This is a genomic window from Pseudolysinimonas sp. (assembly GCF_044239695.1).
GTDB lineage: Bacteria > Actinomycetota > Actinomycetes > Actinomycetales > Microbacteriaceae > Pseudolysinimonas_A.
Genome location: NZ_JBIIAW010000004.1, coordinates 1 through 26,047 on the forward strand (window position 1 = coordinate 1; position 26,047 = coordinate 26,047).

The following is a 26,047-nucleotide window of genomic DNA, read 5'->3' on the forward strand; positions in this document are numbered from 1 at the left end:
GGCGCCCAGGAGCGCTCCGGGAGAATGAAGGCATGACGGAGTTCTGGGCGTGGCTCGAGGGATTCATGAACACGGGCTGGAGCCTGCCCGTGCGGATCGGGCTCATCGTGCTGGTCGCGTTGTTCGTGCGGCTCCTGCTGCAGATCGTCATCCGGCGGGTCGTCAACCGCGTCATCAGCGGGGTGAAGAAGAAGCAGAACGTCGAGGACACCGCGGCGCTGCAGGCATCCCCGGTCGCCGCGATGCGCATCGTGCAACGCACCCGCGCATTCGGCGGCGTGCTGTCGAGCACCGTGACGACGGTCGTCGTGCTCGTGTCGCTCGTGCTCATCGTCTCGGCGATCGACCCCAACGCCACCGGGGCGTTCTCGCTCATCACCGCGGCCCTCGGTGCCGGCCTCGGCTTCGGCGCCCAGAACGTCGTGCGTGACGTGCTCAACGGTCTGTTCATCGTCGCGGAAGATCAGTTGGGGGTGGGCGACGTCGTCGACCTCGGGCAGGCGACCGGCGTCGTCGAAGCCGTCGGCATCCGGGTCACGACCGTGCGCGACGTCAACGGCACCCTCTGGTACGTGCGCAACGGGGAGATCCTGCGGGTCGGCAACATGTCGCAGGGCTGGGCGCGGGTCATCCTCGACCTCGCGATCCCCTACGACGCCGACATCGACGCGGTGAAGGACCGGATGCTGCAGACCGGTGTCGAGATGCGCGCCGACGGCAAATGGAAGCGGCTCATGATGGAGCAGCCCGAGATCTGGGGGATCGAGTCGATCTCGTCCGAGGCGGTCATCCTGCGGATGGTCGTGAAGACGCGGGCGGGCTCGAAGGACGACGTCGCCCGCGAGCTGCGCTCACGCGTGAAGCGCACCCTCGATGCGATGGGACTGCGCCTGCCCTCGCTCAACGTCGCCACCGTGCGCGCCCCCACGACCGAAGGATCGAGCGACACCCCGGTCATCCCGGGTCTGTCGAAGCCGCCTGCGACGAAGCCACTGCCGACCGGAGGCAAGAAGTGAACAATCTCATGCTGCGCAGCGGCCCCGGCGGCGAACCCGTCGGCAGCACCTTCTGGCGCGAGGTCGGCGGGCGGGCGACGTTCGAGAAGCTCGTGCGCGCGTTCTACGAGGGCGTGCAGACCGACGAGGTGCTCTGGCCGATGTACCCGGAGGACGACCTCGAGGGCGCGATTCAGCGGCTCACCGGATTCCTCGAGCAGTACTGGGGCGGCCCGGGCACCTACAGCGAGGAGCGCGGCCACCCGCGGCTGCGCATCCGCCACAACCCGTTCAAAGTGAATCCGGATGCCCGCGACCGCTGGTTGCACCACATGCGGGTCGCTGTCAACGGGCTCGGGCTCGCGCCGTTGCACGAGAACATGCTCTGGGACTACCTCGAGCGCGCCGCGCACGCGATGGTGAACACCCACGAGGACTAGTCATTTTCCGCCGCGAGGATGACGCCCGGACGGGGGCCATCCCGTAGCCTTCCAGTTCAGGGAAAGGGACTTGGTATGACTGCGCATGCGGACGTGATCGTCATCGGAGCCGGGCTGGCGGGACTCGTGGCCACCGCCGAACTCGTGGAAGCCGGCAAGCGGGTGATCGTGCTCGATCAGGAGCCCGCGTCGAATCTCGGCGGTCAGGCGTGGTGGTCGTTCGGCGGGTTGTTCCTCGTCGACTCCCCCGAGCAGCGGCGGATGGGCATCAAGGATTCTCAGAATCTGGCCCGCCAGGACTGGTTCGCGAGTGCCGAATTCGACCGCGACGACGAGGACTCCTGGGGCCGTCAGTGGGCGGAGGCCTACCTCGCCTTCGCCGCCGGAGAGAAGCGCCGCTGGCTCGCCGACAAGGGCGTGAAGTTCTTCCCCGTCGTGGGCTGGGCGGAGCGCGGCGGCTACACGGCGACGGGCCACGGCAACTCGGTCCCCCGCTTCCACATCACCTGGGGCACCGGTCCCGGCATCCTCGAGCCGTTCCTCGCGGCCGTGCGAAAAGGCCAGGAGAAAGGCCTCGTCGACCTGCGCTTCCGGCACCGAGTGGATGCGCTCACCGTCACCAAGGGCGTCGTCACCGGGGCGAGCGGCAGCATCCTCGAGCCGTCCGACGCGGCACGCGGAGAAGCCTCCTCGCGGGAGACCGTCGGCGAGTTCGCCCTCGAGGCCGCCGCGGTCGTCGTCGCGAGCGGGGGCATCGGCGGCAACCACGACCTCGTCCGCCAGTGGTGGCCCGAGTGGCTCGGCACGGCGCCCGCGTCGATGTTGAGCGGGGTTCCCGCCCACGTCGACGGCCGGATGCTGGGCATCTCGGAGACCGCGGGTGCGCGACTGGTGAACCGCGACCGGATGTGGCACTACGTCGAAGGCATCCAGAACCACACGCCGGTCTGGGCCGACCACGGCATCCGCATCCTGCCGGGCCCGTCGAGCCTGTGGTTCGACGCCACGGGACGCCGGCTGCCGGTGCCGCTGTTCCCCGGGTTCGACACCCTCGGGACGCTCGAGCACCTGCGCTCGACCGGTCACGACCACTCCTGGTTCGTGCTCACCCAGTCGGTGATCGAGAAGGAGTTCGCGCTCTCCGGCTCGGAGCAGAACCCCGACCTCACGGGCAAGAGCGTGCGCGAACTCGCGAAGCAGCGCCTCGGCAAGGGTGCGACCGGGCCGGTGGAGAAGTTCAAGGTCGCCGGGCCCGACTTCGTCGTCGCGAGCACGCTCGACGAACTCTTCGCCGGGATGAAGAAGCTCTCCCCCGGCATCGAGCTCGACGTGCTCGAGATGAAGTATGAGATCGAGGCCCGCGACCGGGAGATGGACAACACCTTCACGAAGGATGCGCAGATCACCGCCCTGCGCGGCGCCCGCCGCTACCGGGGCGACAAGCTGATCCGGGTCGCGAAGCCGCACAAGTTCCTCGATCCGGCGCACGGACCGCTCATCGCGGTGAAACTGCACGTGCTCACCCGCAAGAGCCTCGGCGGCATCCAGACCGACCTCTCGGCGCGTGCCCTCGACGCGTCCGGCACTCCGATCCCGGGGCTCTACGCCGTGGGCGAGGTCGCCGGGTTCGGCGGCGGCGGTGTGCACGGCTACCGGTCGCTGGAAGGCACGTTCCTCGGCGGCTGTCTCTTCTCGGGCCGCCAGGCTGGTCGGGCGATCGTCGACGCGCTCTGATGACGCCGCCCGGGACCTGCGCATGACCGACCTCGACGCCGTCGTCGTCGGGGCGGGCCCCAACGGACTGGTGGCCGCGGTCGCCCTCGCGCAGGCCGGCTGGAAGGTCGTGCTGTTCGAAGCCGCCGAGCGAGCCGGCGGCGGCCTGCGCACCGAGGAGTTGACCCTCCCGGGTTTTCGGCACGACCTCGGCTCGACCGTGCATGCGCTCGGGCTCGCCTCCCCCGCATTCCGAGCGCTCGACCTCGCCCGTGAGGGGCTGCAGTTCGCGCATCCGCCGCTTCCCCTCGGCCACACCCTCGCGCCGGGGAGCTCGGTGCTGCTGCACCGCTCGGCGGCTGACACCGCGGCGGGGCTGGGCCGTGACGGCCGCCACTGGCGTCGGGTGTTCGGCGGACTCGGGGACCGCTGGGAGGGGCTCGTCGCCTCCATCCTCGATCCCACCGCTCTGCCCCCGCGGGCACCCCGCGAACTGTTCGAGGTCGGGCTCAACGGCCTGTGGCCGGCGACCTGGACGAATCGGTTCGGCTTCCGCGAGGAGCCCGCGCGCGCCCTCTTCGCCGGACTCGCCGTGCACGGCGCCGTCGACCTGCACGAACCCGTCACCTCCGCCATCGCGCTGCTGCTCGGCGGACTCGCGCACGGGGTGGGCTGGCCGGTCGCCGTCGGCGGCTCGCAGTCGATCGCCGACGCCCTGGTGCGCCGGCTCGAGTCGCTCGGCGGGGAGCTGCGCACGGGGCATCGCGTGACCTCGCTGGCCGAATTGCCCTCGGCCCGCGCGACGATCCTCGACCTCACTCCGCGGCAGGTGCTCGACCTCGCCGGAGACCGGCTCCCCGCCCGCTACGCGGCACGCCTCGGCCGCTGGCGCTACGGGCCCGCGGTGTTCAAAGCCGACTGGGCGCTCGACGGCCCGATCCCGTGGCTCGACCCCGAACTCGCCGGAGCCGGCACGGTGCACATCGGCGGCACCGGCGCGACCGTCGCCGCATCTGAGCGTGCGGCCGCCCGCGGCACGATGAGCGACGAGCCCTATGTGCTGCTCGTGCAGGCGAGCGTCGCCGATGCGAGCCGCGCGCCCGCGGGGAAGCACACCGTCTGGGCCTACACCCACATCCCGTACGGCAGCGACCTCGACGCGACCGACATCCTCGAAGCCCGCATCGAGCAGCACGCCCCCGGATTCCGCGACCGGGCGCTCGGCCGCCATGTGCTCACGCCCGCCGGGCTCGAGAGCTACAACGCCAACCTCGTCGGCGGCGACATCGCCGGCGGAGCCACCGACTGGCGCCAGCTGATCTCCCGCCCCCGGGTATCGCTCACCCCGTGGGCGACCCCGCTGCCCGACCTCTTCCTCTGCTCCTCCTCGACTCTTCCGGGCGGCGGCGTCCACGGCATGGGCGGCTGGAACGCGGCGAAGACCGTGCTCCGGCGGCTGGGTTAGCGCAGGAGGTTCCAGGCGCGGCGCTTGACCAGCACGTGGCCTCGTTGCGTGCTGAGCCGCGTCCACGGTCCGGTCTCGTAGACGCGGACGGCATCCTCGCCGAGGAAGCCGAGCGCGAACCCCGCGAAGGCGGCCCCCGACGGGATGTGCTCGGCACCCGGGATCGGCCGGCCCCAGACCTCGGAGCGCACCTTCCGTACGATCTGCTCGCCCGCCCCGTCGGGGATGGCCGAGGCGACCTCGCGGATGCCGGCGCGGGCGGCGGTGTCGAGCAACGCAGGCGCGACCTCGCCGCGGGCCTGCCAGCCGCCCCGGGGCGGGGAGATCGCGGCCCAGGTCGCGGTGTTGACCTCCATCGGCAGACCGATCGTCGTCGTCCCGTCCGCCTGGGCGTGCTCGAGGCGCTGCAGCAGGGAGCGCACCGGCACGACGGCGTCGAAGGCCGCGGGTTCGGTCAGCGCGAGCGTGCGCAGCCCGAGCACCGTCGCGCTCTCGTCGAGGATCCCCGCCGGGGTGAACACCGAGCAGTAGACCGCGAGCACCCCGGATCCGGCGATCAGGCGCACGGAACCCTCCTCGACCCGCGCGGCGCGCGACAGGAAGACCTGGAGATCGTCGAGGGAGGGGGCGTCGGTGAGGGTGAAGGCGCTCATTCGGCTCCTAAGCTACACGCGTGAGCGATCCCTTGGCGGGGTTCTTGGCCGCCCTCGACCTGACCGACACCGGAGCGCGCACCCGCGAAGACATCTTCACCGGGCCGAGCCAATGGATGCCGGGCGGCCGCGTGTTCGGCGGACAGGTGCTCGCCCAGTCGCTCATCGCGGCGACCCGCACCGTCCCCGAAGACCGCATCGTGCACTCGATGCACGGCTATTTCCTGCGCCCCGGGGATGTCGAGCAGCCGATCACCTTCTCGGTCGACCGCATCCACGACGGCCGGTCGTTCGCGACGCGGCGCACGCAGTGCTACCAGAACGGCGAGCCGATCCTGTCGATGATCGCCTCGTTCCAGGATCGCGACCCGGGCCTCGAGCACTCCGTCGAGATGCCGACCGGGCTGCCCGAGCCCGAGTCGCTGCCGAGCACCGCCGAGGCGCTCGGGGGCACCGATCATCCGGTCGCGAAGTTCTGGTCGACACAGCGTGCCTTCGACATCCGCCACATCCAGCAGCCGGTCTACTTCCCGGGCGAGGGTGAGCGTTCGCCGAAACAGGCGGTGTGGATGAAGGCGATCGGCACGTTGCCCGACGACCCGAACCTGCACCGCGCGGCGCTCGCGTATGCGAGCGACTACGCGATCCTCGAGCCGATCCTGCGCGCCCACGGCGTCTCGTGGGGAACGCCCGGGCTGAAGGCGGCGAGCCTCGACCACGCGATGTGGTGGCACCACGACGGCCGCGTCGACGAGTGGCTGCTCTACGAGCAGGCCTCCCCCGTCGCCCTCGGCGGTCGCGGACTCTCGTTCGGTCGCATCTTCTCGCGCGACGGAACCCTCCTGGCCACGGTGGCCCAGGAGGGCATGGTGCGCGTGCCGGTGCTCTAGGTGTACTCGGCAGTCACGTTGGTGACAGTCGGCTGATCGGTGGGGCTCCGAGGGCGGAGTGGATGCGTCGAGTGTTGTAGTGCTCGAGCCAGGGTGCAAGTGCTGCGCTCCGCTCGGCGTTCGAGGTGAAGATCTGCCGGTAGGCCCATTCGTTTTGCAGGGTGCGGTTGAGGCGTTCGACTTTGCCGTTCTGCCAGGGGCAGTGAGGCCGGATGAATACTTGTCGCGCTCCGAGCTGGGCGACCGCGTCGGCGAGCGAGTAGCGGTAGGCGAAGGCGTTGTCGGTCATCACCCGCTCGATCCGTCGGATGCCGTGGTCGGCGAAGTAGGCGGCTGCTCGCAGCAGAAATCCTGCGCAGGTGGTTCCCTTCTCGTCGGTGAGGATCTCGGAATAGGCGAGTCGGGAGTGGTCATCGACGAGCGAGTGGACGTAGTCGAACCCGATGCCGCGCCCGCGGACCTCTTCGCTTCGGCCGTGAGCTCGCCAACCACCACCGTTCGGGATCCGGCCGAGTTTCTTGACGTCCATGTGGACCAGCTCGCCGGGACGCTCACGTTCATATCGGATGCCGCTGCTGCGGGATGCGCGGATCACCACCCCCGTCAGCGGGTCGCATTCCGCTAACCGCGGGACTCGATGGCGGTGCAGGATCGCCCCGACAGTCCGAGTTGGAAGTTCCAACTCCTGCGCCAGCCGCGCCGGCCCGACCCGCAGCTCCCGCCGCAGAGCCAGCACCCGCTGCTCGACATCCGCCGGGGTCTTCCGCGGCGATCGATGCGGACGCGACGACCGATCCACCAATCCCTCTGCACCCTCGTCGCGAAACCGACGAACCCAGCGGTGAGCGCACTGCCGCGACACTCCGAGCTCGGCCGCCACATGCGACACCGGACGCCGATCACCTACGACCCGCTCAACGAGAAGCAACCTCCCGCGGACGTTCAACCGCGCATTACCGTGAGACACGAGACCTCCTGGCCGTGAAGAACTAGACAGCTCCACTAAGCCAGGAGGTCTCCCCGTTTCACAACGGCAGCGTCACCAACGTCTCTGCCGAGTACACCTAGGCTCTGCGGCATGACGATTCTGCGCACGCCCGACGAGTCCGAGGTCGCCGGCCTCGCCGCCGAGCTCTACGCCGAAGACCGCGAGCACCTGGGGTATGTGCCCTCGCACACCCGCGCGATGGCCCTCAACCCGGAAGCGGTGCGCGCGTTCGAAGCGCTCATCAAGTCCGTCGCGCCGGGGCTCGGGATGCGGCGCTACGAACTCGTGACCCTCGCCGCCGCCGGGGCGCTGCGCTCGACGGCCTGCCGGCTCGCGCACGGCCAGAAGTCGCTGAAGTACATCGATGCCGGCGAACTGGAGCGCATCGCGCGCGACTTCCGCACGGCCGGGCTCCCGGCCGACGAGGTCGCCATGATGGAGTTCGCCGAGCGGCTCAGCCTCGACTCGTCGGCGATGACGGAGGCGGATGCCGCGACCTTGCGCGACCACGGCTTCAGCGACCGGGAGATCGTCGACATCACGATCGCGGCGGCGGCCCGCAACTTCTACAGCCGCTCCTTGCACGCCCTCGGCGTCGAGGTCGACGTGCCGCCGAAGCTCGAGCCCGATCTCCGCGAAGCCCTGCTGGCGGGGATGGCGGACCGGCCCGCTCAGTAGGTGACGACGCCCGGGGTGCCGCCCCCGGCATCCACGGCGCCGCCGGTGATCGCGACGCTCCTCGGCGACGCGAGGAACACGATCACGTCGGCGAGCTCGGCGGGGGTGACGACCCGCCCGATGAGATTGCCGGCGAGCACCCGCTCGGCCTCGGCCAGCGGGGTGCCGGCGGCGACCGCGGCGTCGATCCGCGCGGCGACGCCCTCGGTGCGGGTGAGGCCGGGATGCACGACCGAGACGTTGGTGCCGAGCGGTCCGAGCTCGTCGGCGAGGTTCTTGGTGATCGCGGCGACACTGATGTTGCGCACTGTCTGGGCGACGGATCCGGTCTTGCGGGCACCGAGTCCGCTGACGTTGATGATGCGCCCCCACCCACCCGCGACGAGGTGCGGCGAGACGGCGCGGGCCGCCCGCAGGTAGCCGAGCACCTTCTCCTCGAACTCCTGCCGCATCGCGTCGTCGCTCGTCTCGGTCGCGACGGTGTTCTTCGCGGCCGACCACGGTGCCGCCGCGGTGTTCACCAGGATGTCGACGCCGCCCATCGCCGCGACGGCGGCGGCGATTCCCGACTGCACCGAGGCGTCGTCGCGCGAATCGATCGCGACACCGTGCACGGTGCCGCCCGTCTCCGCGGCGATCGTGGCGGCGATCGTCTCGACGTCATGCCGCGCGGCGACGGTGACCGTGGCACCTTCTCGCGCGAGCGCTTCCGCCGCCGCGCGGCCGATGCCCTTCGTGCCGCCGAGGACGATCGCGCGCTTGCCCGTGAGCTGGAGATCCATGGGCCCACGCTAGCCATAAGGTGTTGCCGTGAGCGATGACGCCCTTCCGACCGCTGTGCCCGCTGTCGTCCTCGGAGCCGGCCCCGGCGGGCTCGCGGCCGCCGCCGAACTGAAACGCGCCGGCGTCGACGCGATCGTGCTCGACAAGGCCGATCGGGTGGGCGCGAGCTGGGCCGGCCACTACGACCGTCTGCACCTGCACACCTCCCGCGGGCTCTCCGGACTGCCGGGCTACCGCATCCCGCGCCGCTACGGCCGCTGGGTCGCACGCGACGACGTGCTGCGCTACCTCGCCGAGTACGCCGACCTCCACGACCTCGACGTGCATCTCGGCGTCACGGCGACGGTCGTCGAGCGGGCGGAGGACGGCTGGCAGGTGTCGTGGCGGCGCGGCACCGAGGTCGGTGTCATCGCCACCGACACGGTCGTCGTCGCGACCGGGTACAACCACACCGCGAAGCTCCCCGACATCCCGGGGCTCGCGGAGTACACCGGCACGGTCGTGCACTCGAGCGCGTACCAGAACCCGGTCGCTCTCGGCGGGCGCGACGTGCTCGTCATCGGCCCCGGCAACAGCGGCGCCGAGATCGCCGCCGACCTCGCCGACACCGGCGTGCGGGTGTCGCTCGCGATGCGCACGCCGCCGAACATCGTGCTGCGCGCCGTGGCCGGCATCCCGAGTCAGGCGCTCATCCTGTCGATGGCGCCGCTGCCGGTGAAGGCCCAGGACGCACTGTCGGGCCTGCTGCAGAAGGTCGCCGTCGGCAACCTGAGTCGCTACGGCATCCCGAAGGCGCCGCGCGGGATCGCCACCCAGCAGCTGCGCGACGACGTCACCCCGACGATCGACGTCGGCCTGCTGAAGGCGCTCAAGGCGGGTGGCGTCAAAGTGGTCGCCTCCGTCGTGCGGTTCACCGAGGATGCCGTGGTGCTCGCCGACGGCACATCGCTCACGCCGGACGCGGTCGTGCTCGCGACGGGGTTCCAGCGCGGACTCGAACCCCTCGTCGGCGACCTCGGCGTGCTCGCCCGCACGGGACGCCCGCTCATCAACGGCGCGGCGCAGCTCGCCGCCCACCCCGGGCTCTTCTTCCTGGGGTACTCGAACCCGCTCACCGGCAACCTCCGGCAGCTCGGGATCGACGCCACGAAGATCGCGAAGGTGGTCAGAGCCGCGAAGACCGCGGCGAACGGCTGACGACCACAAGCACGACGAGTCCCAGCACGACGAGCAACAGCCCACGCGTCACACCGGGGGCGGTGTCGACTCCGGTGCCCGCCAGACCGGCAACCGACGGCGACGAGATCGTCAAGCCACGTGCGAGGTTCCACGCGGCACCCGACGGCGCGATCCCGACCGCCTGAACGGTGTGCCCGCCGACCAGCCCTGCGGGAAGACCCACGGTAAGCCGCGCGATCCCCGATCCGTCGGCGACCACGGAACCGAGCAGCTGCGGCGTCGAGTGGATCCAGAAGTCGACCTGAGTACCCGGGCGGAATCCTTCGGCGACCAGGCGGATCGTTCCGCCGACAGTCGGCGTCGCGTCATCCAGAGTCAGATCGGCGGATTCGGGGCCGGTCGGGAGCACGATTCCGACGGGGATCCCCGGCGATGCGGTAGAGGCCGCAGACCACGGACCGTCACCGATCGAGTTCGAAGCCCGCACCTCGATGCGGTAATCGATACCCGGAGTGAGTCCCGCGACGGTGCAATAGGTGACCGAGGTCGCGGAGCACGTCGCGCCCGGGATCGGCGTTCCGCCCGAATCCGAGACGCGCACGAGGTAGCCGGTGACTGGGCTGCCCCCGTCGTCGGACGGACTCGTCCAGCCGATCGAGAGCTGCGCATCCTCCTCCTTGACGGTCACCGCGAGCGGGGCGCTCGGGACCGCGAGCGGAAGCGCCGCGCAGACGAAGGTGGTAGTGCCGTCGGGGTATCCGGAACGCGTGGCGCGCACGGTCACCGTCGCATCGGAACCACGGCTCAGGCCCGAGACGGTGACGAGACCCGTGGAGTCGACGGCCACCGCCGCCCCATCGGTCGCCGAGCCGGCCCAGGTGAAACCGGCGTCGAAGTTGGTCACCTGCACGGTGCACCCCGAGGTGCTCGCGACGGGCGATGCGAACGACGGCTCGAGCGGATTGCCCGGCCCGGGGCCGGGGTCGGCGGCCGCTGTGATGAAGAACGACGAGCCGGCGTAGTGACCCACGAGATACGAGTTCTCGACGTGGTTGTGGGCGAGATAGTGCATGTTGTCGAACGGCATCGTGTACTGCCCGCTCGCAACCACCTGCCCCACTGCCGAAGCGTCGAGCGCCCAGGTCTTGAAGTTCGGGGTGAAATCACGCCATTGGATCCGGTACAGGTAGGTGCCGTCGGTCGCGATGCCGTGCTCGTCGCGCGCCCACTCGTCCGACGCCGAGTCGGCCATCTCATAGTCCTGCGACCAGGTGATCGCGACGCCCTTCCCGCTTCCGGTGACGGCGTAGGTGCGGAGGATCGAGATCCACGCCCCGGACGTTCCGGTGTACCGCGACACCTTCCCGATCCGCCCGTCGGGGAAGTCGATCAAGCTGCTGTACGTGTAATAGCGCCCCTCGGGCAAGGGATGGGCCGCCGGAACCGGGATCTCAGTCACCGACCAGTCCGACACGTCGATGCAGTACAGCCGGATCGAGCCCTCGGTGTTGTCATCGCTGGTGATGAAGAGACATCCGTGGCTGTAGGAGAGGCTCAACCTCATGATGTCGCCCGGCAGCGACGGGTTGGCGCCACCCCAGGCGACGTCATGGACCGTGCCGGTCGCCGCGACGCTGCCGCCGGGCGTGAGAGGGATCGCCGACAGCGGGGTGGTGATGACATCCCCCGACGACCCGTTGAGCAGGTAGACCGTCGTTCCGTCAGTCGCGAGGCCGGCCATGCTCGCCATGTTCGACACACTGACCCGCACCCCGGTGGAGGTGTACGGCTCCGCAAGCAGGCGCGCCGCGAGAGGGTCCGGATCGGTCGCGTGGGCGGGAACCACCGGAAGCACGAGGGCGAGGGCGAGGGCGAGGACGACAGCGAGCGACCCATGACGGGACCGAGGAGAAGAAGATGGCAGGCCCAGCGTCATTGCGTGAAAGTGCCCTCTCTCGATCCCCGGCTCGACTATATCGATCAGAAGAACCAGGGCAGTTCTCGAGCCGAGCGCTTCTCCGCGCGCCGCTATGCTGTCGCCCAGCTGATTCTCAGTAAAGGAGAACCCCCATGGCAGAGCGCACCAGCAAGAGCGGGAAGAAGGTCGTCGAGGCGGCCGAAGCACCCGCGCCGAAGACCACCGCGAAGGAGCGGGCCGCCATCAAGGCGGAAGCCGACAAGCGCGTCAGCGAGGGCGAGGGCTGGAAGGCCAGCGACGACGCGAAGGCCGGCGCGACGACGAAGCGGGTCATCGCCTTCATCCTCTGGGGCCTCGCGATCATCCTCGAGGGTCTCGGCATCTGGTACCTGCTGACGCAGGTGCGCGGCACCAACGTCGACGGCGAACCGGTCACGGGGTTCATCCCCAGCGAGTACCTGTTCTGGGCGCTCATCGGCCTGCTCGTCGTCATGGGCATCCTGGTGGTCATCGGCTCGCAGCTCTGGAAGGCCGCGAACCAGGCCGACCCCGCGTCGCGCCAGGAGAAGTTCAAGTTCTTCGTGCAGAACCAGCTCGGCGCGCTCATCCCGATCATCGCGTTCGTGCCGATCATCATCGTGATCCTGCTCAACAAGAACCTCGACAGCCGCACCAAGGGCTTCGCGGGAGCCGTCGGCGCCGTCGTGCTCGTCGCCGCCGTGCTGCTGGGCATCGAGTGGAACCCGGCCTCGCAGGAAGCCAACACCGAAGACGTCATCGAAGAAGAGATCGCCAACGAGGGTCAGATCGACGAGTACACCGCGATCGTCACCGAACTGACCGGCTCCGACGAGGTCGCCTGGACCCCGGCCGGCAAGGTCTACCACCTGTGCAGCGACGTCTCCGCCGTGAACCAGCAGTCAGCCGCGAACGAGATCCGCGTCGGATCCGTCGCCGACGCCCACGCCGACGGCAAGGAGGGCCTCACCCTCCAGGTCGACCAGGAGATGGAGCAGTGCGGACTGACCGATCCCGAGAACCTCGGCGACATCGAGGCCGAGATCGAGTCCCTGCGCGACGCGTACGAGCTGGAGAACGCGGGCTGATCCCCACCCCGCTCGGCACGGCGCCCGTCTCCTCGCGGAGGCGGGCGTCGTCGTGTCGGAGGGCTACGCCGACTTGGCGGCGCCCGCGCGGAACCAGCGGGTGAGATCGCGGGCCGCCTGCTGCATCAGGATGCGGTCGTCGCCGTTCTCGAGGTCGTCGAACGACGTACGGAATCCTTCGGGCATCGACTCGATGTCGTCGAGCGCCTGGAAACCCATCGTCCACTCGGCGAACTGACGCTCGGCGACCGGGTCGTCGAGCAGGACGCGGACCCGAGTGTGCCGCGGATCCCGGGAGATCTTGGCGACGAGGTCGCGCACCGCCCGCTCGGGACCTTCGAGGAACTGGATGAACCGTCCCTCGCGGTGCAGCAGCACGCCGGTGACATCCACCGATGCGTTCCACTCGCGGCACCAGGTCAGCAGGCTGCTCAACTGCGCCTCGTCGAATGGCACAGAGGCCACACTCGTGTAGGCGACCCCCAGCAGGTCGGGCTTTTCCCCCATGCCGCAACTCCTTCGTCGGTGCCAGTCAATCACCCGCGCCAGAAGCCGAGCAGAGCCCAGTTCGGGGGTTGGTCGCGCATCGAGGCGTCAGGATCGGAGATCCTCGACGACCCGACGAACCGCCGCGGCCGAACGGAGGAACGACTCGTGTTCCGCCGGGGAGAAGTCGAGGGCGCCGATCGGCAGCGCACCGTCAGACCCGACGATCGACGGAACCGACAGCGCCACCCCGCTGACCCCGTGCACGTCGTCGAGCACCGTCGAGACCGGCAGTACGGCGCGCTCATCCCGCAGGATCGCCTCGACGATCCGGGCGCTCGAGAGCCCGATGGCGTGATTCGTCGCGCCCTTGCCCTTGATGACGGTGTAGGCGGCGGTGCGTACGTCCTCGGCGATCGCATCGAGTTCGGCCACCGTCATGCGGGGACGTCCGTCGACCTCCCAGTCGAGGATCGGCACCGTGCCGATCGTCGCGCGCGACCAGAGCGGGAACTCCGAGTCCCCGTGCTCGCCGACGATGTAGGCGTGGATGCTGGTCGGCGACACCCCGGCGCGCTGCGCGAGCTTCCAGCGCAGCCTCGAGGTGTCGAGCACCGTCCCGGAGGCGAACACGCGTTTCGCGGGCAGCCCGGACGCCCGCTGCGCCAGCACGGTGAGCACGTCGCACGGGTTGGTCACGATCACGTAGATCGCGTCGGGCGCCACCTCGAGCAGCTTCGGCATGAGCGAATCCAGGATGCCGGCGTTGGTGGTCGCGAGATCGAGGCGCGACTGACCCGGGTCCTGTTTGGCGCCGGCCGTGACGACGACGACGTGCGAGCCCGCCGCCACCGCGATGTCGGATCCGCCCGAGATCTCGCTCGAACCGGTGAACTGGGTGCCGTGCGCGAGATCGAGCACCTCGGCATCCACCTTCGCCGTCGCGATGTCGTAGAGCGCGACGTGCCGCGCCGATCCCCGGATGAGCGCCGCGTAGGCGACGGACGCGCCGACGCTGCCGGCGCCGACGACGGTGAGCTTCGAGTTCTCGATGACAGCCATGCGCCCATGGTGCCGGGAAGGCGACGCCCGCGACCAGGGACGAAAGCCCCGCATGGGCATCCCGATCGGCTCCGGCGACTCGCATCACTGACGAGCGCGGCGCTGCTCGAGCGCGCGTACCCTATCGACCTCGACCTGGAGGGTCAGCACGTCGCAATACGACCCGAACCACGCGACACGCGGCTTCGACAGCCACTCGCCGAGCGCCCCGAGCACCTGCAGCTGCGCCCGACGATCCAGCCGATCGTGCGGAAGCCACCGCTCGGTCGTCAGCAGGAGCAGCAGGATCGGCAGCGCGTCGCCGTCGATCACCCGCGCCGCCGCATCCGGCGCTCCCCGCTCGCGTTCGAAGGCGAGCATCAGCAGTTCGGAGTCGGTCCCGATGCGATCGGCCTCCGCCTCGAGACACTCCCGGGCCCGAGCTCCGACCGCAAGCAGGCGGTCACGGCGGCGGCCGGTGCGCTCAGCGGCGTACGCGGTCAGCCAGCGGTCGAGAAGGTCGAGGATGCGCGGGGTGGTGGTCTCCATGCCCGCAGGGTGGGAGGGACCACCGACATCACACGGGCTACTCAGGCGGACCAGAGCTCCTCAGCCTCGAGGGTCAGATCGATCAGGCGACGAAGAAGAGCTTCCATCGACGTCGACGTCAACAGGGTGTACCTGTCGTACTCGCCGAGCGGCGCCATCGCCGCCAGTTGCCACACGGAGGCGACGGGATCCTCGGACAGTTCGACGTCCCCAGCCGCCTCCGGCTCCGCGACGCGGGCGATGACGCGACGGACCACCGCTTCCGCGTCGGCCCGCAGGGACGCGAGCGACTCGGACCACTCCAGTTCCGGCAGCATCGAGAGTTCGGCTCGCGGATACGGGTCCTCGTCGAGCCAGCGCTCGACCGAGAACCGCCGGGTCCCGAGGACGACGATGATCAGATCGTCGGCGCGCGCGACGACGCTCACCAGACGCGCCATCGTCCCGATCGAGGCGCGCTGATCACCACCTCCGGCTTCGTGCCCGCGCTCGATGAGGACGACGCCGAACTCCGACCCGGATTCCTGCTCGTCGAGCAGTCGCCCGACCAGCGTGAGATACCGCGGCTCGAACACCCGCAACGGGATCGGCACGCTCGGGAACAGCACTGATCCGAGCGGGAACATCGGGGTCGCTGCCATACCCCAGTCAAGCACCCCGGTCCTAGAGTGATCGGGTGCCCAGGCCGCTCCCTGAGACCCCCGGACCGGGACAGGAGTCGGTGTGGGACTACCCCCGGCCACCGCGCATCGAGCGCGTCACCGCGCCGGTCGCGATCTGTCTCGGCGGTGAGCTCATCGTCGAGACCCGAGATGTGGTCCGGGTGCTGGAGACCAGCCACCCGCCGGTCTACTACCTCCCGATCTCGGACTTCGTGCCCGGCGCACTCGTCGACGCCGACGGTTCGTCGTTCTGCGAGTTCAAGGGCACCGCGCGATATCTCGACGTGCGCGGCGGAGGAGAGGTGAGGCCCGCGAGCGCGTGGAACTACCCGCATCCGTCGCCCGGGTTCGAGCTACTCCGCGATCGCGTCGCCGTCTACGCGCAGCCGATGGACGAGTGCACCGTCGGCGGCGAGGTCGTCGAGCCGCAGCCCGGAGGCTTCTACGGCGGCTGGATCACGAGTGCCGTCGTCGGGCCCTTCAAGGGGGCGCCCGGATCACTGGGCTGGTGAACACCCGGGGTACCCAGCCGGCGGACCCGAAGTCACCCGCGTCGCTCAGACGTTGAAGCGGAACTCCACCACGTCGCCATCCTGCATGACGTAGTCCTTACCCTCGATCCGCGCCTTGCCCTTCGCGCGGGCTTCGGCGATCGAGCCGGTCGCGACGAGGTCGTCGAAGCCGATGACCTCGGCCTTGATGAACCCCTTCTCGAAGTCGGTGTGGATGACGCCCGCCGCCTGCGGGGCCTTGTCGCCCTTGTGGATCGTCCACGCCCGCGACTCCTTGGGGCCGGCGGTGAGGTAGGTCTGCAGGCCGAGGGTGTCGAAGCCGATGCGCGCGAGCTGGTCGAGCCCGCTCTCGGTCTGCCCCGTGGAGGCGAGCAGCTCGGCGGCGTCCTCGGGATCGAGGTCGATGAGCTCCGACTCGACCTTGGCGTCGAGGAAGACGGCCTGAGCCGGGGCCACGAGGGCCGAGAGGGCATCCTTCTTCTCGGCCGAGGTGAGGATCGACTCGTCGACGTTGAACACGTAGATGATCGGCTTCGCGGTCAGCAGTCCCAGCTCCCTGATGAGCCCGAGGTCGACGTCTTTCGCGCGGGACAACGGGATGCCGGCTTCGAGCGCCTTCTGCGCGTCGATCGCCGCCGCCAGCACACCGGGTTCGACCTTCTTGGTCTTGACCTCCTTTTCGAAGCGCGGGATCGCCTTCTCGAGGGTCTGCAGGTCGGCGAGCGCGAGCTCGGCGGTGATCACCTCGAGGTCGTCCTTCGCATCGACGACGCCGGCGACGTGCACGACATCCGAATCCTCGAAGCCGCGCACGACCTGGGCGATCGCGTCGGCCTCCCGGATGTTGGCGAGGAACTGGTTGCCCAGGCCCTCCCCCTCGGAGGCGCCCTTCACGATGCCGGCGATGTCGACGAACGACACCGTCGCCGGCAGGATGCGCTCGCTGCCGAAGATGCCCGCCAAGACGGCAAGGCGCGGGTCGGGCAGGTTCACGACCCCGACGTTCGGCTCGATCGTCGCGAACGGGTAGTTCGCCGCGAGCACGTCGTTCTTGGTGAGCGCGTTGAACAGCGTGCTCTTGCCGACGTTGGGGAGTCCGACGATGCCGATAGTCAATGCCACGGGGAACGAGCCTACCGGCGTGCCAGAGGGCCACCGTCGGAGGCCCGTGTCAGAGTCGGCATGTGCCGCTCGACTTCACCGCCATCGACTTCGAGACGGCCAACTCGTCGATGGCGAGCGCGTGTTCGGTCGGGCTCGTGAAGGTGCGCGACGGTCAGGTCGTCGACCGCATCGGCTGGTTCATCCGGCCGCCGGCCGGCCACGACCACTTCATCGACTGGAACACGCGCATCCACGGCATCACCGCCGACATGGTGAGGGATGCCCCGTCCTGGCTCGAGCAGATGGCCGACCTGCTCGCCTTCGCCGGCGACGACCCCCTCGTCGCGCACAACGCCGGTTTCGACATGGGCGTCATCAAGGCGGCCTGCACCGCGACGGGGTTCACGATCCCGCTGTACTCCTACTTCTGCTCGCTGCAGATCGCCCGCAACACCTACACGCTCGACTCCTACAAGCTGCCGTCGGTGGCCACGGCCGCGGGATTCTCCGACTTCCCGCACCACGACGCCGTCGCGGACGCCGAGGCCTGCGCGGCGATCATCATCCATGCGGCCGAGCACTACGGCGCGATCGACGTTCCCGAACTCGCGCTGCGAGCGGGCGTGCGCATTTCGACGATCGTGCAGCCCGCCGCGGCCGCGATCGCCTGAGCGTCCGGCCACTCTCGCTAGGCTGACGGCGGAACGGAGCATCACATGGCGAACATCCTCGGCCAGCTCTCGGGCGGCCCCCTCGACGGCCAGATCGTCCCCCTCGACGCGGAGACGCTCGAAACGGTCGACGACGAACTCGTGCTGCAGTGGGAGCAGGGCCAGCTCATCTACCGCAAGGCCGGAGCCGCCGTGAACACCGGCGAGAACGACGGGCCGACGACCGTGCCCTACCGGTTCGACACGGCCGTCTGACCTCAGCCGAGCAGCAGGTCGACCCGCTCCGCGAGGTAGCGCTCGAACGGGATGCTCGCGCCGCCGGTCGTCCACAGCACGCCGAGCCCGTCGTCGGTGACGACGAGCGGAGGCTCGGGGGCGTCGAGGTCGAGGGGCCGGGTGTCGAGCACGGCGGTCGCCCCCGAGGGGACGCCCGCGCGGCGCAGCATCGCTCGCAGCTCGTTGCGCTGGATCGCGAGTTCGTTGCGATAGTTCGGATGCGTCGGCTCGGTCACGACGAGCACGTCGCCGGTCGCGAACAACGTTCCGTCGTCGGCGAGGCACAGCGCGCCGAGCCGCCACACCTCGCCCACCGGCCGGAGCTTCGAGCGCCCGAAGGCGCCGCGCAACATCGCGACGCGCACTTCCGTGGGCGCGCCGGCATCCCGCAGCTTCTGCACTGCTGCCGCGATCACCGCACGCGAGTTCACGACCCCATCCTGCCCTTCGGAACCCGGCTCGACGCCGCGGAGGGTCGCACGCGGGGGTCCGCAACGTCATAGAGGGTTCTATGGCGCAAGCAGGGAGGGATCAGTTGGTCGGGAAGCCCAGGTTGATGCCGCCGTGCGACGGGTCGAGCCAGCGCGAGGTGATCGCCTTCTGGCGGGTGAAGAAGTGGATGGCGTCGGGGCCGTACGCCTTCGTGTCGCCGAAGAGGGAGTCCTTCCAGCCGCCGAACGAGTAGTAGCCCACCGGCACCGGGATGGGCACGTTGATGCCGATCATCCCGACGGTCGCCTCGCGCTGGAAGCGCCGCGCGGCGCCGCCGTCGTTGGTGAAGATCGCGGTGCCGTTGCCGTACGGAGAGCCGTTGATGAGGGCGAGACCCTCCTCGTAGGTGTCGACGCGCACGACCGACAGCACCGGTCCGAAGATCTCGTGCGTGTAGACATCCGAGGATGTCGGCACCTTGTCGATGAGGGTGGGGCCGAGCCAGAACCCGTCGGCCTCGCCATCCACCTCGATGCCGCGTCCGTCGACCACGATGTCGGCGCCGTCGGTGACGGCGACGTCGAGGTAGCCCGCCACCTTGTCGCGGTGCTCCCTCGTGATCAGCGGACCCATGTCGCAGCCGCGCGTGCCGTCGCCGACCCTCAGCGTCGCCATCCGGTCGACGATCTTCGGGATGAGGTCATCCGCGATGTCGCCGACCGCGACGACGACCGAGATCGCCATGCAGCGCTCGCCCGCGGAGCCGAAGCCCGCGTTCACCGCCGAGTCGGCGACGAGGTCGAGGTCGGCGTCGGGCAGCACGAGCATGTGGTTCTTCGCCCCGCCGAGCGCTTGCACGCGCTTGCCGGCGGCGGTGCCCGTCTCGTAGACGTACTTCGCGATCGGGGTCGAGCCGACGAAGCTGATCGACGCGATCTGCGGATGCGTGAGGATCGCGTCCACCGCCTCCTTGTCACCGTGCACGACGTTGAAGACGCCGTCGGGCAGCCCCGCCTCCTTCAGCGCCTCCGCCATCCAGATGGCGGCCGACGGATCCTTCTCCGACGGCTTGAGCACGACCGTGTTCCCGAGCGCGAGCGCGATCGGGAAGAACCACAGCGGAACCATCGCCGGGAAGTTGAACGGCGAGATGATGCCGACGACGCCGAGCGCCTGACGTACCGAGTAGACGTCGACCCCGGTCGACGCGTTCTCGGTGTACTCGCCCTTCGCCAGGTGCGGGATGCCGCAGGCGAACTCCACCACCTCGAGCCCGCGGGCGACCTCGCCGAGCGCATCCGAGGTCACCTTGCCGTGCTCGCTCGTGAGGATCGCGGCGAGCTCCCCCTTGCGGGCGTTGAGGATCTCGCGGAACGCGAAGATCACCCCCTGCCGCTTCGCCCACGACGCCTCGCTCCACTCCGGGAAGGCGGCCGCCGCGACCTGCACCGCTGCGTCGACATCCGTCGTCGAGGCGAGCCGCACCTCGCGTTGCACGACACCCCGCGCGGGGTCGTAGACGGGGGCGGTGCGGGTGCTGTCGCCGGAGAACGCGGCGCCGGACACCCAGTGATCGAGAACGATGGTCATGAGGCCCAAGCTAATCGCAAGACATTTCCCGAACATTTTCGGTTTTCGGTGGGTGCAACACGGGGATGTCGGACGCTGTTGCGACACTTCAGGCATGGATGCGACGCTCACCCTGATCCTCGGACTCGCCGTCGGCCTTGTCCTCGGTGCGAGCCTGGGCGGGGTCGTGGGCTTCGTCGTCGCGCGCGCCCGCCGCAGCGAGGCCGTCGCCGGCGCCGACCCGGCCCTGCTCGCCGCGCAGCACTCGGCGAACCTGGCCTCGGTGCGGGCCGAGCTCGGCTCGGAACTCGCGGCGGCCCAGGCGACTCTGGCCGGTCTGCGCGAGCAGCTCGGTTCGGCGCAGGAGCAGTACCGCGACCTGATGGAGCGGCAGCGCCTCGAAGCCGCCGCACGTACTCAGGCGGAGGCCGCCGAGAGCAAGGTGCTGCAAGCCCTCGCCCCCGTCAAGGAGTCGCTCTCGTCGATGCAGCAGAAGGTCACCGACCTCGAGCAGCAGCGCAGCCTCCAGCACGGCGAACTCGCCCAGCAGCTCAAGAGCGCCGTCGAATCGGAGGAGCGCCTGCGCACGACCGCCGAGTCGCTCGCCTCGGCGCTCAAGAACAACGCCACCCGCGGCGTCTGGGGTGAGACCCAGCTGCGCGCCGTCGTGGAGTCCGCGGGCATGATGGAGCACGTCAACTTCGACGTGCAGTCGAGCATCAAGATCGACAGCCGCACCTCGCGCCCCGACATGGTCGTGACGCTCCCCGGCGGCAAGAGCATCGCGGTCGACGCGAAGGTGCCGTTCAACTCGTACCTCGACGCGGCCGCCATCCTGCCCACCGCGAACGACGCCGAACTCGCCCGCCGCGAGGTGCTGATGAAGGCGCACGTCAAGGCGGTGCGCGACCACATCGTCGCGCTCGGCGCCCGCTCCTACTGGGACGGACTCGACTCGAGCCCGGAGATGGTCATCGCCTTCATCCCGAGCGAGTCGTTGCTCTCCGCCGCCCTCGAAGCCGACCCGTCGGTGATGGAGTTCGCGTTCAGCAAGCACGTCGCCCTCGCCTCCCCGGTCACCCTGTTCTCGGTGCTCAAGGCCGTCGCCGTGAGCTGGCGCCACGAGGTCGTCACGCAGGAGGCGAAGAACCTGTTCGACGTCAGCCGGGAACTGTACGGCCGGCTCACGACCCTCGCCGGCCACGTCGACAAGCTCGGTCGCACGATCGAGCGCAGCGTCAAGGACTACAACACCTTCGTCGGCTCCTTCGAGCGCCAGGTGCTGCCGTCGGCTCGCCGCATCAGCCAGCTCGACAGCTCGAAGCTACTGCCGCCGCTCAGCGAGATCGACGAGTTGCCGCGTGAGCTGACGGCATCCGATCTCACCGCGGTGCTCGATGAGCGCGTGCTCGACGACCGCACGCCCGACGATCGCGTCGTCGACGAACTCGGCGCGCTCGACGAGACCGGCATCGGCCGACCCGAGCTCGACTTCGACCTCGTCGAGCCGCCGACGCCGATCCGCAAGCCGAAGACGGCCTAGTCGGCGGGAGCCTTCTCGACGGCCGCCTCCACCGGAGCCGCGAACTGCGCCTCGTAGAGCCGCGCGTACGCACCACCGGCGGCGATGAGCTGCTCGTGAGTGCCCTGTTCGACGATCGAGCCCGACTCCATCACAAGGATCAGGTCCGCATCCCGGATCGTCGACAGGCGGTGCGCGATGACGAACGAGGTGCGTTCCTGCCGCAGGTCGCGCATCGCGCGCTGCACGAGCAGCTCGGTGCGGGTGTCGACCGACGAGGTCGCCTCGTCGAGGATGAGCAGCGACGGATCGGCGAGGAACGCCCGGGCGATCGTGATCAGCTGCTTCTCCCCCGCCGACACGTTGCCGCCCTCGTCGTCGAGCACCGTGTCGTACCCGTCGGGCAGGGCGTGCACGAAGCGGTCGACGTAGGCATCCCGCGCTGCGGCAAGGATCTCCTCCTCCGACGCGGACGGGTTTCCGTACGCGATGTTGTCGCGGATCGAACCCTTGAACAGCCAGGTATCCTGCAACACCATGCCGGTGCGCTCGCGCAGGTCGTCGCGGGTCATCGTGGCGATGTCGACGCCGTCGAGGGTGATGCGTCCGCTGTCGAGGTCGTAGAAGCGCATGATGAGGTTCACGAGCGTCGTCTTGCCCGCGCCGGTCGGGCCGACGATCGCGACCGTGCTGCCGGGATCGGCGACGAGCGACAGATCGTCGATGAGCGGCTTCGCCGGGTCGTAGCTGAACGACGCGTGCTCGAACGCCAGCCGACCGGCGGTGAGCGGAGGCGACGCCGGTGCGGTCGGCTCGGCCGACTGCTCGTCGGCATCCAGCAGTTCGAAGACGCGCTCGGCGCTCGCGACGCCCGATTGCAGCAGGTTGGCGAGCGAGCCGAGCTGCGACAGCGGCTGGGTGAACTGCCGCGAGTACTGGATGAAGGCCTGCACGTCGCCGATGCGCATCGTGCCGCCCGCGACGAGCACCCCGCCGACGACCGCGATCGCGACGTAGACCAGGTTCCCGACGAACATCGTCGCCGGCAGGATGATGCCGCTGATGAACTGGGCGCCGAACGACGCCGTGAACAGCTCGTCGTTCTTCTGGGCGAACCGGGCCTCGACCTCGCGGTGGCGGCCGAAGACCTTGACGAGCGCGTGGCCCGAGTAGCCTTCCTCGATCTGGGCGTTGAGCTCCCCGGTGTTCTTCCACTGGGCGACGAAGAGCTTCTGCGAGCGCTTCGCGATCACCACCGTGATGCCGAGGGTGAGCGGGATCGCGATGAGCGCGATGAGGGCGAGCAGCGGCGAGATGACGAACATCATCACGACGACGCCGACCACCGTGAGGATCGAGGTCACCATCTGGCTGAGGGTCTGCTGCAGGCTCTGCGACACATTGTCGATGTCGTTCGTCACGCGCGAGAGCAGCTCGCCGCGGGGCATCCTGTCGAAGTACGACAGCGGCAGGCGGTGGATCTTCTGCTCGACGTCGGAGCGCAGGCGGTAGACGGTGCGCTGGGTGACGCCGTTCAGCACGTAGCCCTGCACGTATTGGAACAGCGACGAGAACACGTAGAGCAGCAGCACGATGCCGAGCACCACCTGGAGCGCGGCGAAGTCGATGCCGACGCCGGGCGTGAGGTCGAGGTTGCGGATCAGGTCGGCCTGCTGCTGGTTGCCGTCGGCCTCGAGCCCGGCGATGACCTGCTCTTTCGTCACGCCCGCGGGAAGCTGCGAGGAGATGGCGCCGGTGAAGATGATGTCGGTCGCCATGCCGAGGATCTTGGGGCCGAGCACCGCGAGCGCGACGCTCACGATGCCCAGCAGGAAGACGAACGCGACCGGGATGCGCTCGGGCCGCAGGCGCCCGATCAGCCGCTTCGCCGACGGCAGGAAGTTCATGCTCTTCTCCACCGGCATCCCCATGCCGCCGAAGGGGCCGCCCCCGCCGGGGCCGCGACGCGACGCGGGCCGAACCTGAGCCTCGTCCTGAGTCGTGGTGTCGTCGCCGCCGTCCTGAGCCTGTCGAAGGGTCATCAGGCCGCCTCCTCCGCCGAGAGCTGACTCGCGACGATCTCGGCGTACTCCGCCGACGTCTCGAGCAGCTCGGAATGGGTTCCCCGACCGACGATCTCGCCGTGATCGAGCACCAGGATCTGATCGGCATCGGTGATCGTCGCCACGCGTTGCGCGACGATGATCTTCGTCGCGTCGGGCACCGCCTTCGTCAGAGCGGCCCGGAGCCGCGCATCCGTCGCGGTGTCGAGCGCCGAGAACGAGTCGTCGAAGACGTAGATCTCCGGCCGCTTGACGAGCGCCCGGGCGATCGCGAGTCGCTGCCGCTGACCGCCCGACACGTTGGTGCCGCCCTGGGTGATCGGCGCGTCGAGACCACCGGGCATCTGCTGGACGAAGTCCCGGCCCTGCGCGACCTCGAGCGCCGCCCACAGTTCGTCGTCGGTCGCGTCGGGCTTGCCGTACCGGAGGTTCGACGCCACCGTTCCCGAGAACAGGTAGGCGCGTTGCGGCACCAGCCCGATCCGCCCCCAGAGCAGGTCGGGATCGAGCTCCCGCACGTCGACGCCGTCGACGAGCACCGCTCCCTCCGACGCGTCGAACAGGCGCGGCAGGAGGTTCACGAGCGTGGTCTTGCCGGCGCCCGTGCTGCCGACGACGGCCGTCGTGCTTCCCGGGGTGACCGCGAACGACAGCTCGCGCAGCACGGGGGCCTCGGCACCGGGGTAGGAGAAGGTCACGTCGCGCAACTCGATGGCGCCGCTCGTCGCGAGGGAGGTGACGGGGGATGTCGGCAGCACGACGCTCGACGGGGTGTCGAGCACTTCGCCGATCCGGTCGGACGACACCGCCGCCCGCGGGAGGAAGAAGGCGAGCATCGACGCCATCAGCACCGCGGTGAGGATCTGCACGAGGTAGCTGAGGAATGCGATGAGCGACCCCACCTGCAGGTCGCCGTCCTCGATCCGGTAGGCGCCGAACCACAGCACGGCCACGCTCGACACGTTGAGAATGAGCATCACGACGGGAAACATCAGCGCGAAGAGCCGGCCCGCTCGCACCGCGGTGTCGGTGAGCTCGTCGTTGGCGCGGCCGAAGCGGGCGGTCTCGGCTGGCTCGCGCACGAACGCGCGCACGACCCGGATGCCGGTGAGCTGCTCACGCAGCACGCGGTTGACGGCGTCGATGCGCTCCTGCATCTTGCGGAACTGTGGGGTCATCCGGGCGATGATCAGGCCGACCGCGACGAGCAGCACCGGCACGGCGACGACCATGATCCACGACAGCCCCGGGTCTTCGGAGATCGCGAAGACGACGCCGCCGACCGCGAGGATCGGCGTCGCGACCAGCATCGTGCACCCGATGAGCACGAGCATCTGCACCTGCTGCACGTCGTTGGTGGTGCGGGTGATGAGCGACGGGGCGCCGAATCGCGAGACCTCCTGTTCGGAGAACCGTCCGACCTGGGCGAAGATCGCGGCGCGGAGGTCGCGCCCGAACGCCATCGCGAGGCGCGCGCCGAAGTAGACGGCGACGATCGCGCAGACGATCTGCGCCAGCGTGACGGCGAGCATGAGACCGCCGACGCCGAGAATGTAGCCGAGGTCGCCGGTCGCCACGCCGCGGTCGATGATGTCGGCGTTGAGGCTCGGCAGCCACAGGTTGGCGATCGACTGCGCCGCTTGGAACACGATCACCCCGACCAGCAGCGGCCAGTAGGGCTTGATGAAGCGCACGAGCAGTTTTCCGAGCATCAGTGCTCCCCTTCCCGGCGGAGGATCCCGCGGGTGATCAATCCGGACAGCACGTCGTCGCCGAGATCAGGGGACATCGGCAGCGAGGAGGCGAAGGCGATGAGGCGCACGTAGTCGGCGACCGTTGCGATCGGGACGGCGAGCCGCCCCATGTCGGGGAGCAGCAGATCTCCCAGGATCTGCTCGAGCCGACGCTCGAGGTGCTCGGGCCGTGCCGGCGGGCGCTCGCGTAGGCCCAGCGCAACGACCGCCCGGACGACGGCACGGAAGTGCTCGTGGAGCATCCGCATGACCTCGGTGAGCTTGTCCTCGAGCGGCAGGTCGATGTCGATCGAGGCAAGCGCCGCCCAGAGCGGGGTCGGGTCGAAGATCTTCTCCGTGGCGGCGGCGATGAGCGAGTCCTTGTCGCCGAAGGCCCGGAACAGCGTGCCCTCCGCGACTCCGGCCGCCTCGGCCAGTTGACGGGTCGAGACGTCCCGGCCGTGCTCACGCAACAGCGGAATCACGGCGTCGACGATCGCCTGACGCCGGTCCTCGGGCGCGAGGGGGCGGGCTCGTTCGCGCGAGAACGCCGCCGCGTCGACGAACGCGTCACCCGCCTGCATCACTCGGGAACTCTAAATGAGTGAGCACTCACTCC

26 protein-coding genes are annotated in these 26,047 nt (G+C 69.5%); 12 read left to right on the plus strand and 14 right to left on the minus strand.

Annotated features, from left to right (window positions below; all coding sequences use genetic code 11):
- Positions 1-32 precede the first annotated feature (32 nt).
- The 4 genes from ACILQS_RS01250 to ACILQS_RS01265 all read left to right on the plus strand — a co-directional run bounded on the left by ACILQS_RS01250 (position 33) and on the right by ACILQS_RS01265 (position 4,613).
- Positions 33-1,016 carry a mechanosensitive ion channel family protein gene (locus ACILQS_RS01250; RefSeq protein WP_395638277.1) on the plus strand — a complete coding sequence of 328 codons (984 nt, stop codon included), beginning with the start codon at positions 33-35 and terminating at the stop codon, positions 1,014-1,016.
- 8 nt (positions 1,017-1,024) lie between these two features.
- Positions 1,025-1,435, plus strand: coding sequence for a globin (locus ACILQS_RS01255; RefSeq protein WP_395638278.1), 411 nt, complete (start codon positions 1,025-1,027; stop codon positions 1,433-1,435).
- Between the two features lie 75 nt (positions 1,436-1,510).
- On the plus strand, positions 1,511-3,169 hold the full coding sequence (locus ACILQS_RS01260) for an FAD-binding dehydrogenase (protein WP_395638279.1): 1,659 nt from the start codon (positions 1,511-1,513) through the stop codon (positions 3,167-3,169).
- Positions 3,170-3,191: 22 nt separating this feature from the next.
- Positions 3,192-4,613 (plus strand): phytoene desaturase family protein, encoded by a 1,422-nt coding sequence (locus ACILQS_RS01265; protein WP_395638280.1) that lies wholly within the window; start codon positions 3,192-3,194, stop codon positions 4,611-4,613.
- Here the strand turns inward: ACILQS_RS01265 and ACILQS_RS01270 are convergent.
- Positions 4,610-5,266, minus strand: a complete 657-nt coding sequence (locus ACILQS_RS01270) for a hypothetical protein (protein WP_395638281.1) — start codon at positions 5,264-5,266, stop codon at positions 4,610-4,612. The two genes, ACILQS_RS01265 and ACILQS_RS01270, sit on opposite strands and share 4 nt — an antisense overlap.
- Positions 5,267-5,286: 20 nt before the next feature.
- Between ACILQS_RS01270 and ACILQS_RS01275 the strand changes: the two genes are divergently transcribed.
- Entirely contained in the window at positions 5,287-6,156 is an 870-nt protein-coding gene (locus ACILQS_RS01275; RefSeq protein WP_395638282.1) for an acyl-CoA thioesterase, read from the plus strand.
- Between the two features lie 13 nt (positions 6,157-6,169).
- Here ACILQS_RS01275 and ACILQS_RS01280 read toward each other — a convergent pair whose 3' ends face one another.
- Positions 6,170-7,123, minus strand: coding sequence for an IS481 family transposase (locus tag ACILQS_RS01280; RefSeq protein ID WP_395638337.1), 954 nt, complete (start codon positions 7,121-7,123; stop codon positions 6,170-6,172).
- 111 nt (positions 7,124-7,234) lie between these two features.
- On the opposite strand from ACILQS_RS01280, the gene ACILQS_RS01285 reads away from it, so the two are divergent.
- The gene (locus ACILQS_RS01285) at positions 7,235-7,822 is read left to right on the plus strand and encodes a peroxidase-related enzyme (protein WP_395638283.1); all 588 of its coding nucleotides are present in this window, start codon (positions 7,235-7,237) and stop codon (positions 7,820-7,822) included.
- Here ACILQS_RS01285 and ACILQS_RS01290 read toward each other — a convergent pair.
- Positions 7,816-8,604, minus strand: coding sequence for an SDR family NAD(P)-dependent oxidoreductase (locus ACILQS_RS01290; protein ID WP_395638284.1), 789 nt, complete (start codon positions 8,602-8,604; stop codon positions 7,816-7,818). The genes ACILQS_RS01285 and ACILQS_RS01290 overlap by 7 nt on opposite strands.
- Positions 8,605-8,632: 28 nt before the next feature.
- Here ACILQS_RS01290 and ACILQS_RS01295 point away from each other — a divergent pair, with 28 nt between their 5' ends.
- The gene (locus ACILQS_RS01295; protein WP_395638285.1) at positions 8,633-9,802 is read left to right on the plus strand and encodes a flavin-containing monooxygenase; all 1,170 of its coding nucleotides are present in this window, start codon (positions 8,633-8,635) and stop codon (positions 9,800-9,802) included.
- On the opposite strand, the gene ACILQS_RS01300 is transcribed toward ACILQS_RS01295, so the two are convergent.
- Positions 9,771-11,720 (minus strand): fibronectin type III domain-containing protein, encoded by a 1,950-nt coding sequence (locus ACILQS_RS01300; RefSeq protein WP_395638286.1) that lies wholly within the window; start codon positions 11,718-11,720, stop codon positions 9,771-9,773. The two genes, ACILQS_RS01295 and ACILQS_RS01300, sit on opposite strands and share 32 nt — an antisense overlap.
- A 134-nt stretch (positions 11,721-11,854) precedes the next feature.
- Between ACILQS_RS01300 and ACILQS_RS01305 the strand changes: the two genes are divergently transcribed.
- Positions 11,855-12,808 carry a hypothetical protein gene (locus ACILQS_RS01305; RefSeq protein ID WP_395638287.1) on the plus strand — a complete coding sequence of 318 codons (954 nt, stop codon included), beginning with the start codon at positions 11,855-11,857 and terminating at the stop codon, positions 12,806-12,808.
- Between the two features lie 63 nt (positions 12,809-12,871).
- Here ACILQS_RS01305 and ACILQS_RS01310 read toward each other — a convergent pair whose 3' ends face one another.
- From ACILQS_RS01310 to ACILQS_RS01325, 4 genes are all read right to left on the minus strand, one after another.
- Positions 12,872-13,315, minus strand: coding sequence for a BLUF domain-containing protein (locus ACILQS_RS01310; protein ID WP_395638288.1), 444 nt, complete (start codon positions 13,313-13,315; stop codon positions 12,872-12,874).
- 87 nt (positions 13,316-13,402) lie between these two features.
- A complete protein-coding gene (locus ACILQS_RS01315; RefSeq protein WP_395638289.1) occupies positions 13,403-14,356 on the minus strand; it encodes an L-lactate dehydrogenase in 954 nt (317 codons plus the stop codon).
- Positions 14,357-14,440: 84 nt separating this feature from the next.
- On the minus strand, positions 14,441-14,884 hold the full coding sequence (locus tag ACILQS_RS01320) for a hypothetical protein (protein ID WP_395638290.1): 444 nt from the start codon (positions 14,882-14,884) through the stop codon (positions 14,441-14,443).
- Between the two features lie 41 nt (positions 14,885-14,925).
- Positions 14,926-15,525 carry an LON peptidase substrate-binding domain-containing protein gene (locus ACILQS_RS01325; protein ID WP_395638291.1) on the minus strand — a complete coding sequence of 200 codons (600 nt, stop codon included), beginning with the start codon at positions 15,523-15,525 and terminating at the stop codon, positions 14,926-14,928.
- A gap of 35 nt (positions 15,526-15,560) precedes the next feature.
- Here ACILQS_RS01325 and ACILQS_RS01330 point away from each other — a divergent pair, with 35 nt between their 5' ends.
- Positions 15,561-16,058, plus strand: coding sequence for a DUF427 domain-containing protein (locus ACILQS_RS01330; protein WP_395638292.1), 498 nt, complete (start codon positions 15,561-15,563; stop codon positions 16,056-16,058).
- Positions 16,059-16,103: 45 nt separating this feature from the next.
- Here ACILQS_RS01330 and ychF read toward each other — a convergent pair whose 3' ends face one another.
- Positions 16,104-17,180 (minus strand): redox-regulated ATPase YchF, encoded by a 1,077-nt coding sequence (gene ychF, locus ACILQS_RS01335; RefSeq protein ID WP_395638293.1) that lies wholly within the window; start codon positions 17,178-17,180, stop codon positions 16,104-16,106.
- A 62-nt stretch (positions 17,181-17,242) separates the two neighbouring features.
- Here ychF and ACILQS_RS01340 point away from each other — a divergent pair, with 62 nt between their 5' ends.
- Positions 17,243-17,833 (plus strand): 3'-5' exonuclease, encoded by a 591-nt coding sequence (locus ACILQS_RS01340; RefSeq protein ID WP_395638294.1) that lies wholly within the window; start codon positions 17,243-17,245, stop codon positions 17,831-17,833.
- A gap of 45 nt (positions 17,834-17,878) precedes the next feature.
- Positions 17,879-18,088 (plus strand): response regulator, encoded by a 210-nt coding sequence (locus ACILQS_RS01345; protein WP_395638295.1) that lies wholly within the window; start codon positions 17,879-17,881, stop codon positions 18,086-18,088.
- 2 nt (positions 18,089-18,090) lie between these two features.
- Here the strand turns inward: ACILQS_RS01345 and ACILQS_RS01350 are convergent, their stop codons facing one another.
- Positions 18,091-18,540, minus strand: coding sequence for a hypothetical protein (locus tag ACILQS_RS01350; protein WP_395638296.1), 450 nt, complete (start codon positions 18,538-18,540; stop codon positions 18,091-18,093).
- 100 nt (positions 18,541-18,640) lie between these two features.
- Positions 18,641-20,131 (minus strand): CoA-acylating methylmalonate-semialdehyde dehydrogenase, encoded by a 1,491-nt coding sequence (locus ACILQS_RS01355; RefSeq protein WP_395638297.1) that lies wholly within the window; start codon positions 20,129-20,131, stop codon positions 18,641-18,643.
- Between the two features lie 94 nt (positions 20,132-20,225).
- Between ACILQS_RS01355 and rmuC the strand changes: the two genes are divergently transcribed.
- Complete coding sequence (gene rmuC / locus ACILQS_RS01360; RefSeq protein ID WP_395638298.1) at positions 20,226-21,653, plus strand: DNA recombination protein RmuC; 1,428 nt, start codon at positions 20,226-20,228, stop codon at positions 21,651-21,653.
- Here rmuC and ACILQS_RS01365 read toward each other — a convergent pair.
- The 3 genes from ACILQS_RS01365 to ACILQS_RS01375 are packed head-to-tail and all read right to left on the minus strand — an operon-like array spanning position 21,650 to position 26,012.
- A complete protein-coding gene (locus tag ACILQS_RS01365; protein ID WP_395638299.1) occupies positions 21,650-23,674 on the minus strand; it encodes an ABC transporter ATP-binding protein in 2,025 nt (674 codons plus the stop codon). The genes rmuC and ACILQS_RS01365 overlap by 4 nt on opposite strands.
- Entirely contained in the window at positions 23,674-25,407 is a 1,734-nt protein-coding gene (locus ACILQS_RS01370; RefSeq protein ID WP_395638300.1) for an ABC transporter ATP-binding protein, read from the minus strand. Before ACILQS_RS01370 ends, ACILQS_RS01365 begins: the two co-directional genes overlap by 1 nt.
- On the minus strand, positions 25,407-26,012 hold the full coding sequence (locus ACILQS_RS01375; protein ID WP_395638338.1) for a TetR/AcrR family transcriptional regulator: 606 nt from the start codon (positions 26,010-26,012) through the stop codon (positions 25,407-25,409). The genes ACILQS_RS01370 and ACILQS_RS01375 overlap by 1 nt, the downstream gene beginning before the upstream one ends.
- Positions 26,013-26,047: the final 35 nt, after the last annotated feature.

Coding starts and splice junctions, on each gene's coding strand:
- ACILQS_RS01290 (WP_395638284.1), bottom strand. CDS start 8,604: ATGGATCTCCAGCTCACGGGCAAGCGCGCGATCGTCCTCGGCGGCACG.
- ACILQS_RS01325 (WP_395638291.1), bottom strand. CDS start 15,525: ATGGCAGCGACCCCGATGTTCCCGCTCGGATCAGTGCTGTTCCCGAGC.
- ACILQS_RS01355 (WP_395638297.1), bottom strand. CDS start 20,131: ATGACCATCGTTCTCGATCACTGGGTGTCCGGCGCCGCGTTCTCCGGC.
- ACILQS_RS01370 (WP_395638300.1), bottom strand. CDS start 25,407: ATGCTCGGAAAACTGCTCGTGCGCTTCATCAAGCCCTACTGGCCGCTG.
- ACILQS_RS01320 (WP_395638290.1), bottom strand. CDS start 14,884: ATGGAGACCACCACCCCGCGCATCCTCGACCTTCTCGACCGCTGGCTG.
- ACILQS_RS01265 (WP_395638280.1), top strand. CDS start 3,192: ATGACCGACCTCGACGCCGTCGTCGTCGGGGCGGGCCCCAACGGACTG.
- ACILQS_RS01300 (WP_395638286.1), bottom strand. CDS start 11,720: ATGACGCTGGGCCTGCCATCTTCTTCTCCTCGGTCCCGTCATGGGTCG.
- rmuC (WP_395638298.1), top strand. CDS start 20,226: ATGGATGCGACGCTCACCCTGATCCTCGGACTCGCCGTCGGCCTTGTC.
- ACILQS_RS01375 (WP_395638338.1), bottom strand. CDS start 26,012: ATGCAGGCGGGTGACGCGTTCGTCGACGCGGCGGCGTTCTCGCGCGAA.
- ACILQS_RS01315 (WP_395638289.1), bottom strand. CDS start 14,356: ATGGCTGTCATCGAGAACTCGAAGCTCACCGTCGTCGGCGCCGGCAGC.
- ACILQS_RS01260 (WP_395638279.1), top strand. CDS start 1,511: ATGACTGCGCATGCGGACGTGATCGTCATCGGAGCCGGGCTGGCGGGA.
- ACILQS_RS01270 (WP_395638281.1), bottom strand. CDS start 5,266: ATGAGCGCCTTCACCCTCACCGACGCCCCCTCCCTCGACGATCTCCAG.
- ACILQS_RS01365 (WP_395638299.1), bottom strand. CDS start 23,674: ATGACCCTTCGACAGGCTCAGGACGGCGGCGACGACACCACGACTCAG.
- ACILQS_RS01345 (WP_395638295.1), top strand. CDS start 17,879: ATGGCGAACATCCTCGGCCAGCTCTCGGGCGGCCCCCTCGACGGCCAG.
- ACILQS_RS01285 (WP_395638283.1), top strand. CDS start 7,235: ATGACGATTCTGCGCACGCCCGACGAGTCCGAGGTCGCCGGCCTCGCC.
- ACILQS_RS01305 (WP_395638287.1), top strand. CDS start 11,855: ATGGCAGAGCGCACCAGCAAGAGCGGGAAGAAGGTCGTCGAGGCGGCC.
- ACILQS_RS01255 (WP_395638278.1), top strand. CDS start 1,025: ATGCTGCGCAGCGGCCCCGGCGGCGAACCCGTCGGCAGCACCTTCTGG.
- ACILQS_RS01310 (WP_395638288.1), bottom strand. CDS start 13,315: ATGGGGGAAAAGCCCGACCTGCTGGGGGTCGCCTACACGAGTGTGGCC.
- ACILQS_RS01250 (WP_395638277.1), top strand. CDS start 33: ATGACGGAGTTCTGGGCGTGGCTCGAGGGATTCATGAACACGGGCTGG.